The organism is Halomonas sp. (assembly GCF_031581305.1).
Lineage (GTDB): Bacteria > Pseudomonadota > Gammaproteobacteria > Pseudomonadales > Halomonadaceae > Halomonas.
This window is the reverse complement of record NZ_JAVLBC010000093.1, coordinates 1-12622: the sequence shown is the minus strand read 5'-3', so window position 1 is coordinate 12622 and position 12622 is coordinate 1. Positions and strand designations below refer to the sequence as shown.

Sequence of the window (12622 nt, the reverse complement as noted above, 5' to 3'; positions counted from 1 at the left end):
CAATCAGCCGCCCGGCCTCGAGCAGTTCCCGGTTGACCCGCTCGGCGAGCTCGGCACTGGGCATCTGCACGCCGATGAAGTTGGTGGCGCTGGGCAGGATCTTGGCCCCGAGGCCGCGGAGATGGTCGGCCAGGCGCTTGCGGCGATTCAGCACTGCGGTGATGTGCTCGCGGGTCTCGTCGGGATGGTCCAGCACCACCTCGGCAGCGGCGAGGGTCAGCGTCGAGACCGCATAGTGGATGCGCACCTTCATCATCATCGCCAGGGTCTCGGGCTCGGCGATGGCATAGCCGATGCGCAGCCCGGCCAGGCCATGGGCCTTGGAGAAGGTGCGCAGGCGGATCACGCCGGGCAGGACCTCGCGGGCGAAGGGGGACTCGGCATCTTCGCGGAAGTCGTGATAGGCCTCGTCGAGGAGCAACCAGCAGTCGTCGGGCAGCGCCTCGCGCAGGTGGCGAATCGCCGCATCGTCGTGCAGGTGACCGCTGGGGTTGTCGGGATTGGCCAGATAGACCAGCCGGGCCTGCTCGCGTCGGGCGGCGGCGGCGAGGGCCTCGAGGTCCGGGGCGAGGCGGCCTGGCGCCTCCTCGTAGGGCTCCTCGACCATCCGACAGCCCTGGCCCCGGGCGAAGTAACCGAAGGTGGGATAGGTGCCGGCGGTGGCCACCACGGCGGCGCCGGGCTCGGCCACGGTGCGCAGGGCGAGGGCGATCAGGCTGTCGGCCCCGGCGTCGACCAGCAGGGCCTCGAGTGGGATGCCCTGTTGCTCGGCGAGCCGCTGACGGACGCCCAGCGCCTCCGAATCCCCGTAGCAGTAGGCATGCTCGACCATGGCGTCGCCGAAGTGCTCACGCAGGGCGCGGTGAGGCATGTCGAGCCCCTCGTTGGAACCCAGGCGATGGGGAATCTCGCGGCCCAGGCGGCGTTCCAGCACGCGGATGCCGGGGAAGGGGTTGGTGGGGCCTTCACCGCGGAGGTGCTTGGGAAAGGTCGGCATCGAATCCTCCTGACAGGTCATGGATAGTGGGGGCGCTCAGGCATCGAGCTGGTAGGTCACCCAATCGGTCCGCTTGGCGCAGCGGTCATAGACGCCTCGGGCACGATCGTTGTTCTCGCGCGTGATCCAGCGCACGAACGGCCAGCCCTGCTGGCGGGCCTCCTGACGCAGAGCCTCCATCATCTCGTCGACGGCACCCGTGCCGCGATGCGCCGGGTCGACAAAGAGATCGTCCAGGAAGCCGACGGTGGCCCCGCGCAGCGGAGAGGGCATGGCACGAAAGTGCATCAGGCCCACCGCCTGGCCGTTCGCATCGCGTGCCAGTCGCCCCTGCAGACGCGTGCCGTCCTGGATCCACGCCCAGACGGTAGTCAGCGTCGAGTCGGTCATGGGCATGCCATAGTACGCGGCATAACCGCGGAAGAGGCGCTGCCAGTCATCGTGATCTGCGTTGCTCGGGACACTAACCGTCAATGTCATGGGAGGGCCTCCTGTGCAGCATGACGATAGCCACGGCTGCCAGCGTCAGCAGCAGGGCGATGAATACCTTGGCGCTCAACGGCTCGCCTGGCAACAGGATGGAGCTCGAAACGCCAACGGTCGGGATGATCATGGGCCCCACCAGGCCATGGCTTCCGCCTGCCAGGGCGGCCGGGCCGAGCGCCGGTAGCAGGCGGTCGGCGAGAAAACGTGCCATCGAGAGGTCAGGCGCCTTCCGGCACGAGCACCTTGTGGCGATTGAGCAACCCGTGCGGGTCGAGGGCTCGCTTGAGGGTATGCATCAGCGTGATCTCCTCGGCGGTACGCGAGAGGGCCAGGTAGTCGCGTTTTTCCAGGCCGATGCCGTGCTCGGCCGACACCGAGCCGCCAAGTTCGGCCAGCGGCGTGTAGACAAGCTGTTCCACGGCGCGACGGGTCGCCGGTTCGGCACTGCCGACGGTGATGGAAATATGCAGATTGCCGTCGCCCAGGTGGCCGAAGGTGACCATGCGTCCCTGAGGCCAGTCGCGGGCCAGGGCCTCTTCCAGCCCGGCGACATAGCGATGCATCTCGGGGATCGGCAGGCTGACATCGAAGGTGAAGAGCGGCGAGAGGGCCTGGATCAGCCCCTCGATGTCCTCGCGAATCGCCCAGAGGGCCTGGCGCTGAGCATCGGACTGGGCGAGGACCGCATCACTGATCAGCCCCCCTTCCAGGGCGCGCTCCAGGGCCAGGGAGAACTGGGCGCCATGGCTCTCCGGGTCGCTCCCCAGCGACTCGAGGATCACGTAGTAGGGCGCCTCGGGCGACAGCGGTGGCGTGTGCCGGCCGCTCTCCTCGGTGAGCAGCCGATAGTGGCTCTGCCACATCGCCTCGAAGGCTGCCAGGCTGCCGCCGAGATGCCGGCCCAGGTGGCCCAGCAGGCCGGTCAGGTCCTCGAAGGAGGGGCAGGCGACCAGCGCTGTCTGCACGTCCGGGGTGGGCGGCTGTAGGTGCAGCACCGCCCGGGTGACGATGCCCAGCGTCCCCTCGCTGCCGATGAACAGCTGCTTGAGGTCGAAGCCTGCATTGTTCTTGAGCATGCGGTTCATCGAGCTGACCACGCTGCCGTCGGCCAGCACCGCCTCCAGCCCCAGCACCTGCTGGCGCATCATGCCGTAGCGGATGACCCGGATGCCGCCGGCATTGGTGGCGATGTTGCCGCCGACGGTACAGCTGCCGCGGGCGCCCAGGTCCAGGGCGAACTGCAGGCCCACCGCCTCGGCGGCCAGCTGGACGCTCTGCAGTGGCGCACCCGCCTGCACGGTAAGTGTGGCACTGACCGGGTCGACGGCTTCGATGGCGGTCATGCGCTCGAGGGACACGACCAGTTCGTCGGGACCCGCCTCGGTCCCGTGCACCAGCCCGGTGAGGCCGCCGTGGGTGACCACCGGCTGGCAAGCGGCGTGGCAGGCACGCATCACCTCGGCGACTTCCCCGGTCGATCCCGGTCGCACGATGGCCCCGGCGCGGCAGGGCGCGCCGGTCAGCCAGTCAACCCGTCGGGCGCCGACATCCTCGCCGGTGAGCACGTTGGCGGCGCCGACGATGGTGGTGATCTCCTTCAAGAGTGCGTCCATGACAGATTCAGGCTCCGGGTGGGTCAGGCGGTGGCCAGGACGTGCGCCCTGCCGGGGATGGCTTCGAGCAGTTCGCGCGTATAGGCCTCCTGTGGCGAGAGGAAGACCGCTTCGGCGGTCCCGTGCTCGACGATGCGGCCGTGCTGCATGACGATGATGTGGTCACAGATCTGGGCGGCGACGCGCAGGTCGTGGGTGATGAACAGCAGCGATAGCGAGAGCTTCTGCTTCAGGTCCTCGAGCAGTTCGAGGATCTGCGCCTGAATGGAGACGTCCAGGGCCGAGACGGCCTCGTCGGCGACGATCAGTTCGGGATTGAGGGCCAGCGCCCGGGCGATGCCGATGCGCTGGCGCTGCCCACCGGAGAACTCATGGGGAAAGCGCTCGGCCGCGGTGGCGCCCAGGCCGACCAGGTCGAGCAGATCCCCGGCTTCCTTGAGCGCTTGCTGCCGGTTCACACCGTTGGCGATGGGCCCCTGGGCGATGGCCATGCCGACCCGGGTGCGCGGGTTGAGCGAGGCATAGGGGTCCTGGAAGATCATCTGCACCCGTCGGCGTTCGCGGCGCAGGGTCTCGCCCTTGAGACTGGTGAGGTCGACGCCATCGAGGAGCAATTCACCGCTGTCGGGCCGTTCCAGGCGCACCACGCAGCGTCCCAATGTCGACTTGCCGGAGCCCGACTCGCCGACGATGCCCACCGTCTCGCCGCGCGCCATGGTGAAGCTGACGTCATCCAGGGCGTGGACTTCACGCGAGGGCTTGAAGAGGCCACCGCGGGAGCGGAAGACCTTCTGCAGGTGACGGACTTCGAGCAGCGGGGCGGTCTGGTCGGCCTCGCGGGCGGCGGGCATGGCGTTGCTGGGAATCGCCTCGATCAGCGCCCGGGTATAGGCATGCCGGGGGTGTTCCAGCACCTCCCGGGCCTCGCCGAGTTCGACGATGCGTCCCTCGCGCATCACGCAGACCCGGGTGGCGATCTCGGCCACCACGCCGAAATCGTGGGTGATGAACATCACGGCCATGCCGTGGCGACGCTGTAGATCGCCGATCAGGTCGAGGATCTGCGCCTGGGTGGTGACGTCCAGTGCCGTGGTGGGCTCGTCGGCGATCAGCAGCTCCGGCTCGAGCGCCAGGGCCATGGCGATCATCACGCGCTGACGTTGGCCGCCGGAGAGCTCGAAGGGATAGGCGCGGATGGCTTTCTCGGGCTGGGGGATGCCCACCTCGGTCAGCAGCTGCAGGGCACGGGTCTGTCGCTCGCTCGGGGTCAGCCGATTGTGGGCCTCGAAGACCTCGCCGATCTGGGCACCGACCCGCATCAGCGGGTTCAGCGCGGTCATCGGCTCCTGGAAGATCATGCCGATACGCAGCCCGCGCAGGGCACGGTGCTCCTTTTCGGTGAGCTGCAGCAGATCCTGGCCATCGAAGACCACTTCGCCGGCGGTGGCCCGAACCCCCTTGGGCAGCAAGCCCATGAGGGCATTGGCGGCCATGGACTTGCCGGAACCGGACTCGCCGACCACGCACATGATCTCGCCGCGTGCCACGTCGTAACTGACGTCCTCCACGGCAAGGGCCCGGTCGGCCCCATGGGGCAGGGCAATGCTCAGGTGGCGAAGGCTCAACAGGGTGTCAGTCATGGGATTCTCCTTTGCCACCGCTCATGAGCGTTCCCGGGCGAGCTTGGGGTTGAGGGCATCGTCGAGGCCTTCGCCCACCAGGTTGAGCGCCAGCACGGTCAGCAGGATCGCCACGCCGGGAAAGAAGCTCAGCCACCAGGCCTGACGGATCACCGTGCGCGCGGCACCGATCATGTAGCCCCAGGACATCACGTTGGGGTCGCCCAGGCCGAGGAAGGAGAGGGCGGACTCCAGCAGGATGGCCGTGGCGACCATCAGCGAGGCCAGCACGATGATCGGCGACAGGGTGTTGGGCAGGATCTGGCGCAGGATGATGGTGGCGTTGCTCTGGCCGACCAGGCGAGCCGCCTCCACGTACTCGCGGTGGCGCAGCGACAGGAACTCGGCGCGCACCAGGCGCGCCACCGGTGGCCAGCTGACGATGGCGATGGCCAGCACGATGGAGGTGATGCTGGGCTGCATGATCGCGACCAGCACGATGGCCAGGGCGAAGTTGGGGATGGTCTGGAAGAACTCGGTGAAGCGCATCAGGCCATCGTCGACGAGGCCACCATAGTAGCCGGCGATGGCGCCCAGCGGCACACCGATGGCCAGGGCCACGGTGGTCGAGACCAGACCGATGAGCAGCGAGACCCAGGCGCCGTGCATCAGGCCGGCCGCGACGTTGCGACCCATGGTGTCGGTCCCCAGCGGGAAGCCGTCTGTCTCGAGCGGCGCCAGGAAGGGGCGCTGAACCATGCGCCAGGGCGATTCGGGAAACACCAGCGGCGCCAGGATGGCCATCAGGATGATCGCCAGCAGGATGATCAGGCCCACCAGGGCACCGCGGTTCTGGGCGAAGCGGGCAAAGAAGCTCATGACGCCTCCTTGATGCGCGGGTCGGCCAGGCGGTAGACGAGGTCGGTGATGATGTTGAAGACGATCACCAGGGCCGCGGAGAAGAAGAAGATGCCCAGCAGCAGGTTGTAGTCGCGTTGCTGCAGGGCCTCGAACATCAGCCGGCCGATACCGGGCCAGGCAAAGACCGTCTCGGTGAGGATGGCCCCGCCGACCATCTGGCCCGCCTGCAGGCCGGCGAGGGTGATGATCGGCAGCAGGGCGTTGCGCAGGATATGACGTCGCTGGATGACGCTGTTCTTCAGGCCCTTGGCGCGTGCGGTCTTGACGAAGTCCTGCTGGGCGGCCTCGAGCATCGAGGCGCGCGTCATGCGGGTATAGATGGCCATGAAGAACAGCGCGAGTGTGGTAGCCGGCAGGATCAGGTGCTTGCCGACGTCCAGGGCGAAGGCGAACCCTTCCAGGCCGGCGCCCACGGTGTACATGCCGTAGGCCGGCAGCCAGTCGAGATAGACCGAGAACAGCACCACGGCCATCAGCGCGACCCAGAACAGCGGGGTGGCGTAGAAGACCAGCGCCAGGGCCATGATGAGCGAGCCCGAGGGCTTCTTGACCCGTGCCGCGGCCAGCGAGCCGGCGACGATGCCCAGCACCAGCGACAGCACGAAGGCGGTGCCGGTGAGCAGCAGGGTAGCCGGGAGGCGGGCCAGTATCAGGTCCAGCACCGGTACCTGCTGCCGGTAGGAGAAGCCGAAATCGAGCATGGCCACGCCGGAGACATAGCGCCACAGTTGCACGTGGAGCGGCTGGTCGAGGCCGAAGCGCTCGGTCAGCTGGCGGAGGAACTCCGCATCGGTAGCCCCTGCCTCGCCCGCCAGGATGGCGGCCGGGTCGCCCGGCGCCATCTGGATGAGGAAGAAGTTGAAGATGATGATCATGAACAGCACGATCACGGCCTTGAACAGCCGTGACACGATCAGTCTGGCATAGAGCATGCCACTACCCCCTGGGACGTGGGACGCGGTGGAACGGCGCAGGGGCGGCCGTCAGGGCCGCCCCGCTTGGCTTACCTGTCGAGCCAGGCGTCCTTGAAGCCGTCATTGACACCCACGCCCGAGGTCACCAGGTTCTTGACGTCACAGCGGTAAATGGTCGGGAAGCCGAGCTCCAGCAGCCAGCCCAACGGCACCTCCTCCTGGAGGATCTCCTGGACCTCGTGATAGAGCGCCTCGCGCTTCGCTTCTGGATAGGCCGTTGCGGCCTGGTTGAACAGCTCGTCGACCTTCTCGTTCTCGTAGCCCTCGACGTTGTTCCAGGGGGAGCCCTTCTCGATGTTGCTGGAGAGGTAGGTGCGCGAGATGCCCAGTGCCGGGTCGCCATACTGATAGAGGTAGGTGAAGGCGAGGTCGTAGTCCCAGTCACCGAGGCGCTGATTCCAGCCACCCACGTCGGTGGCTTCGGTGCGCACGTTGATGCCGACCTCCTTGAGGTTCTGCTGCACGGCCTCCGCCCAGCGTGTCCAGGTCTCGCCATAGGGCAGCGGCAGCAGGCGGATCTCCTCGCCGTCATAGCCCATCTCGTCGAGCAGCTCTCGGGCGCGCTCCGGGTCGTGGTCGTAGGGTTCCAGGTCATCGTTCTGGAACCGGGCGTTGGAACCGAAGGCGCCCAGCGGTACCTGGCCCAGGCCATTCCACAGCACATCGCGGGCAAACTCGCGATCCATGGCATACATGACCGCCTGGCGGAAGCGCTTGTCGGCCGTGGGGCCTTCGCGGTTGTTCATCCACAGCATGGCGAAGGGACTGAAGTACTCGTGGCCCTTCTCGGTCACGCAGGTGTTGTCCAGCTCGGTAAGGCGCGGGATGTCGAAGTTCTCGACGGTGCCGTAGGGCAGCACGTCGACGGTGCCATTCTCGTAGGCGACCGCGCGGGAGGCGCCATCGGGGATGATGTGCCAGTTGATGCCGTCGAGGTAGGGCAGGTCCTCCTCGTAGTAGTCCTCGTTCTTGACAAGCTGGATGACGGTGCCGCGGTCCCAGTTCTCGAACTTGAAGGGGCCGGTGCCGATGGGATGGTTGTTGGCCTCGTTGTCCCGGAACTCGGTGCCTGCGTAGATGTGCTCGGGCACCATGGTGAAGGTCCCGGCCTCGAAGGAGATGAGGAAGGGGCCGAAGGGCTTCTCGAGGGTAAAGGTGACGGTATGGTCGTCGACGGCCTCGATGGATGACACATGCTTGAGCACCGCCCGGGCGCTGGGGTTGAGCTCGCGGTGGAAGACATCGGCGGAGAACACCACGTCCTCGGCGGTGAAGGGCTCGCCATCGTGCCAGGTGACGTTCTCGCGAAGGTGGAAGGTCCAGGTACGCCCGTCGTCGCTGACCTCCCAGGATTCTGCGAGCTGGGGCTGGGGCTCCAGGTCAGTGGTATAGCGCAGCAGGCCTTCGTAGATGTTGCCGGCGACCGTGCGGGTCGGGGCGTTCTGGATCATGCCCAGCACCAGGCCGGGCGGTTCGGGCTGGATGATGGTGTCGATGATCCCGCCGGCCTTGGGCTCGTCAGCGAAGGCGGAGGAGGCGGTGATGGCCGCGGCGGAAATGGCGATGGCCAGTGGTGTCTTCATGATGCTGTCCCCTTGTGGCGATTGTTGTTGGCAATGGGCAGTCACCCGATTGAAGCTAGCAGGCGTCGCTCAAGCTGTCGACAGTCGTCAATCGACGGTCGACAAGTGGCGCCTCTTGGCCATACTGGGAGAGACGCCATCCTGACACGAGCCCCAACCGCATGCCTGCATCTCCCGTCGCCACACCCGCCGCGTTCATCCAGCAGCGAAATCTGGTGGAACAGGTGGCCGACTACCTGACCCAGGCCATCATCGGCCAGCGCTTCGCCCCCGGCGAACGGTTGTCCGAGATGCAACTGGCCCGCGACCTCGGGGTCAGCCGCGCGCCGGTCCGGGAGGCAGCGCGGCTGCTGGAGAGCCGGGGCCTGCTGGTCTCCCAGCCCCGGCGTGGCTTCTTCGTGCGGGCCCTGGATGCCGGCGAGCTCGCCGACATCTTCGACCTCCGACTCTGCCTGGAGCGCCATGCCATGGAGCGGCTGGCCGGGGCCTGTCCGCCCGAGGCGCTGGCGGGACTGCGCCGTCAGGTCGAGATTCTGTGCGAGGCGTCGGGCAGCGGCGATGAGAGCCGGCGCATCGAGGAGGACCTGGCCTTCCATCGCCTGCTGATCGCCTCGGCGGGAAACCGCCGCCTGCTCAGGACCTTCGATGATCTGGCCCACGAGCTACGGCTGTGCATCACCCTCATCACCAAGACCCACGAAGCGCCTGATTCCATTGCCGAGAGCCATCACCTGCTGCTCGAGGCGTTGGCGAGCGGCGATGGTCCACGCTGTCGCGAAGCCATCGATTACCACATCGGCGTGGCGCGGGACTATGTGGTCCAGGGTATCGAGGGGGCTCGCGAATGATCGTCAGGCCCTGGCCACCCGACTTGCGTTCCACCTTGCGTCACGCCATGTTGAGGCTGTCGATGGCGACTGGAAGGTGATACTCCCGATGGCCTTTCTCGATCTCCGCGCCGCCACCCTGGGCCAGGAGCATGTGGCCCATGCCCATGACCACCATCAGCTCATCCTCGCCACCTGTGGTGCCGGCGATGATCCAGCTGGGCGTGGACCCGCTGCACGTCGCCATCCTGATGATCGTGGTGCTCAACATCTCCAACGTCACGCCGCCGGTGGGGATGACGCTGATGACGGCGGCGAGGATCGCCAACGTGCCCTTCGAACGGGCGATCATTGCCTCGCTGCCGTTCTATGTCGCCTTCATCATGGTGATCCTGCTGCTGGTCAGCTTCCCGTCGCTCTCCACCTGGATCCCCTCGCTGCTGGGCTAAGGAACCCTCCTCATGAAGCTCTTCTACCATCCCGACCAGGAACGCCACGCGCCACCAACCTTCCTGCTGCGTGGTCGGCCGGTGGACTCCCCCGAAGGGCCGGTGCGAGCCGAGCTGCTGACCGCGGGCCTGGCATCCAGGGGCCTCTCCATGACGCCACCCACCGCGGTCGACAGTGCGCGGTTGAGAGACCGCCTGACCAGGATCCATTCCCTGCGCTATCTCGACTTCCTCGAGACCATCCATGGCCGCTGGCGGGCGCTGCCGGATGCCGCGGAGATCGTGGCGCCCAACGTTCATCCTTGCGGTGGCGGGTACCACTACCCCCGGCATCCGGTGGGGCTGGTGGGCTGGCACATGCATGATATGGCCTGCCCGATGACCGCCGACAGCTTCGCCGGTATCCTGGCCAGCGCCGCCAGCGCCGAGGCCGCCGCCGATGCCGTGCTGACCGGCGAGCCCACGGCCTATGCCCTGTGCCGGCCGCCGGGGCACCATGCTGGCCCCGAGCGGGCCGGGGGGTTCTGCTTCCTCAACAACTCGGCGCTGGCCGCCACGGTGCTGCGCGAGCGCTATGAGCGGGTGGCGATCCTCGACGTGGATCTCCACCACGGCAATGGCACCCAGGACATCTTCTATCACCGCGGCGATGTCTGGACCGGTTCGCTGCATGCCGACCCCGCCGACTTCTATCCCTTCTTCTGGGGCGGTGACGACGAGCGAGGTGAAGGAGAGGGGCAGGGGGCCAATGTCAACCTGCCGTTGCCGCTGGGCAGCGACGGTGCGACCTTCCTGGCCACCCTGGACCGCTTGCTCGAGCACTTGGTTGCCTTCCGTCCTCAGGCGCTGGTGGTGGCGCTCGGGCTCGATGCCCACAAGGACGATCCGCTGGCCGGCCTGGCCCTGGAGACCGACGACTTCACCGCCGTCGGGCGGCGTATCGCCGCCCTGGCACTGCCCACCGTACTGGTGCAGGAGGGGGGGTATCCCACCGCGCACCTGGGCGACAACCTGGCCGCCTTTATGGGTGGCTATACCGCAGCCTGACTGCCATTCGACGAGAGACCATCCCATGAGCGTCACCTATCACGACAGCAATGCCCGCATGAGCCAGATCACCGTGCACAACGGCACCGTCTACCTGGCCGGCCAGGTACCGACCGATCCCTCCGCCGACATGCGGGGCCAGACCGAGCAGGTGCTCTCCCGCATCGATGACCTGCTGGCCAAGGCCGGTACCTCCAAGGAGCACCTGGTCGCCGCCCAGATCTGGGTCACCAGCATGGCCGAGTTCGACCAGATGAATGCCGCCTGGGATGGCTGGGTAGTGCCGGGGCGCCCGCCGGTGCGCGCCGCCGTCGAGGCCAAGCTCGCCAAGCCCGAGTGGAAGGTGGAGATCATGGTCACCGCGGCGCTGCCGGAGGCCTGAGATGCGCATCATCACTGCCGAGCAGGTGTCGGCCTCGCTGGCCTGGCCGGCGCTGGTCGAGCGGCTGGCCACGACGTTCCGAGAGGGGGTGGAGTCGCCGCCGCGTCACCACCACGCCATGCATCGCCCCGATGGCGAGGCCACCATGCTGCTGATGCCGGCCTGGGAGCGGGCCGGCTACATCGGCGTGAAGATGGTCAACGTCTTCCCGCAGAACGCCGACCATGGACTGCCGGCCATCGCTGGCGTCTACCTGCTCAGCGAGGGCGTCCATGGGCGCCCCCTGGCCTGCATCGACGGCAGCGAGCTGACCCGGCGGCGCACCGCGGCGGCCTCGGCGCTGGCGGCCCGGGAACTGGCCCGGGACGATGCCGCGACCCTGCTGGTGGTGGGTACCGGCAAGCTGGCCCCCATGGTGATCGAGGCGCATGCCGCGGTGCGGCCCATCACCCGGGTGCGGGTGTGGGGACGCCACCCCGCCAAGGCCGAACAGGTAGCGGCCGACTATGCCGACCGCTTCGACAGCGCCGCGGTCACTGACCTCGAGGCGGCGGCCGGCGAGGCGGGTATCATCAGTTGCGTGACGCTCTCCACTGCGCCGCTGATCCGCGGCGACTGGCTCGCACCCGGCACTCATCTCGACCTGATCGGGGCCTTCCGGCCGACCATGCGCGAGACCGACGCCGAGTGCCTGGCCCGCAGCGAGGTGTTCGTCGACACCTATGCCGGGGCCCGGGGCGAAGCGGGCGACATCCTGCAGGCCATCGACGAGGGGGGCTTCACCTTCGACGCCATCCGCGGCGAGCTTGCCGAGCTGCTGCGCGGCGAGCGGTCGGGGCGCACCTCGGCCGACGCCATCACCCTGTTCAAGTCGGTGGGCGCCTCGCTGGAGGATCTGGCTGCGGCCATCGAGGTCTGGGAGCGCCAGGAGGATCGAGAGTGACGGCGGATCGCAGTGGGGCGCCTGCCGCAGGTCTTTTCTGGCACGAGCGTTGCTTCTGGCACGACCCGGGTGCCATCGGGGTCTTCTCGGCCCCCGGCGAGTTCCTCCAGCCGCAGCCGGCTTCGGAGAGCCCGGAGAGCAAGCGGCGGCTGAAGAACCTGCTGGAAGTCTCCGGCCTGATCGACGAGCTGGCGGTGCGCAAGCCCCCACCGGCTTGCCGCGAGGATCTCCAGCGCTTCCATACGCCCCGCTACCTGGAGGCGCTGGAGGTCGGCGACCGGGGCCGCGGCGGTGATGGCGGCGACTGCGCCCCCTATACGCCGGGCAGCCTGGCCGCGGCCCGCCAGTCGACGGGGCTGGCCATCGCCGCGGTGGAGGCCGTGGCCACCGGCGAGCTGGCGCGTGCCTATGCGCTGTGTCGTCCCCCGGGCCACCATGCCGAGGCCGATCGCGGTAGGGGCTTCTGCCTGCTGGGCAATATCCCGGTGGCCGTGATGCGGGCGCGTGCCCTGGGCCAGGTAGGGCGGGTGGCGATCCTCGACTGGGACGTGCACCACGGTAATGGCCAGCATGCCGCCTTCTACTCGGACCCCGAGGTGTTCACGGTCTCGATTCACCAGGCAGGCAACTATCCGCTGGACACCGGCATGTTCGAGGAACAGGGGGAGGGCGCCGGCAAGGGGGCCTGTCTCAACCTGCCGCTGCCGCCCGGCTGCGGCCTGGGGGCCTACGACCATGCCATGACCGAGCTGGTGCTGCCGGCGATCGAGGCCTTCGCGCC

Annotated in this window: 14 protein-coding genes; 6 read left to right on the top strand and 8 right to left on the bottom strand. The window is 67.8% G+C overall.

The features are described from left to right. The 8 genes from RI841_RS09370 to RI841_RS09335 form a co-directional block, all read right to left on the bottom strand. A partial coding sequence (locus tag RI841_RS09370) for an aminotransferase class I/II-fold pyridoxal phosphate-dependent enzyme (protein WP_310705333.1) occupies positions 1-997 on the bottom strand: 997 nt, incomplete at its 3' end. A gap of 36 nt (positions 998-1033) precedes the next feature. Next, on the bottom strand, positions 1034-1477 hold the full coding sequence (locus RI841_RS09365; protein WP_310705332.1) for a GNAT family N-acetyltransferase: 444 nt from the start codon (positions 1475-1477) through the stop codon (positions 1034-1036). Next, positions 1461-1694, bottom strand: a complete 234-nt coding sequence (locus RI841_RS09360) for a hypothetical protein (protein ID WP_310705331.1) — start codon at positions 1692-1694, stop codon at positions 1461-1463. Before RI841_RS09360 ends, RI841_RS09365 begins: the two co-directional genes overlap by 17 nt. A 7-nt stretch (positions 1695-1701) precedes the next feature. Then, positions 1702-3096 carry an FAD-binding oxidoreductase gene (locus tag RI841_RS09355; RefSeq protein ID WP_310705330.1) on the bottom strand — a complete coding sequence of 465 codons (1395 nt, stop codon included), beginning with the start codon at positions 3094-3096 and terminating at the stop codon, positions 1702-1704. Positions 3097-3119: 23 nt separating this feature from the next. Further along, complete coding sequence (locus tag RI841_RS09350) at positions 3120-4736, bottom strand: ABC transporter ATP-binding protein (RefSeq protein WP_310705328.1); 1617 nt, start codon at positions 4734-4736, stop codon at positions 3120-3122. A 21-nt stretch (positions 4737-4757) separates the two neighbouring features. Then, positions 4758-5594, bottom strand: a complete 837-nt coding sequence (locus RI841_RS09345) for an ABC transporter permease (protein ID WP_310705327.1) — start codon at positions 5592-5594, stop codon at positions 4758-4760. Further along, a complete protein-coding gene (locus tag RI841_RS09340; RefSeq protein WP_250058776.1) occupies positions 5591-6568 on the bottom strand; it encodes an ABC transporter permease in 978 nt (325 codons plus the stop codon). Before RI841_RS09340 ends, RI841_RS09345 begins: the two co-directional genes overlap by 4 nt. Before the next feature lie 71 nt (positions 6569-6639). Next, entirely contained in the window at positions 6640-8193 is a 1554-nt protein-coding gene (locus RI841_RS09335; protein ID WP_310705326.1) for an ABC transporter substrate-binding protein, read from the bottom strand. 161 nt (positions 8194-8354) lie between these two features. Here RI841_RS09335 and RI841_RS09330 point away from each other — a divergent pair, with 161 nt between their 5' ends. The 6 genes from RI841_RS09330 to RI841_RS09305 form a co-directional block, all read left to right on the top strand. Further along, the gene (locus RI841_RS09330) at positions 8355-9041 is read left to right on the top strand and encodes a GntR family transcriptional regulator (RefSeq protein ID WP_310705325.1); all 687 of its coding nucleotides are present in this window, start codon (positions 8355-8357) and stop codon (positions 9039-9041) included. Positions 9042-9181: 140 nt separating this feature from the next. Then, positions 9182-9469 (top strand): TRAP transporter large permease subunit, encoded by a 288-nt coding sequence (locus RI841_RS09325; protein ID WP_310705324.1) that lies wholly within the window; start codon positions 9182-9184, stop codon positions 9467-9469. Between the two features lie 12 nt (positions 9470-9481). Continuing rightward, on the top strand, positions 9482-10516 hold the full coding sequence (locus tag RI841_RS09320) for a histone deacetylase family protein (RefSeq protein WP_310705323.1): 1035 nt from the start codon (positions 9482-9484) through the stop codon (positions 10514-10516). Between the two features lie 25 nt (positions 10517-10541). Further along, complete coding sequence (locus RI841_RS09315; protein WP_310705322.1) at positions 10542-10898, top strand: RidA family protein; 357 nt, start codon at positions 10542-10544, stop codon at positions 10896-10898. A 1-nt stretch (position 10899) separates the two neighbouring features. Next, positions 10900-11841: an ornithine cyclodeaminase family protein gene (locus tag RI841_RS09310; protein ID WP_310705321.1), complete on the top strand. Its 942-nt coding sequence runs from the start codon at positions 10900-10902 to the stop codon at positions 11839-11841. Next, positions 11838-12622 (top strand): class II histone deacetylase (locus RI841_RS09305; RefSeq protein WP_310705320.1); only part of this gene is annotated, 785 nt, incomplete at its 3' end. The genes RI841_RS09310 and RI841_RS09305, both read left to right, overlap by 4 nt.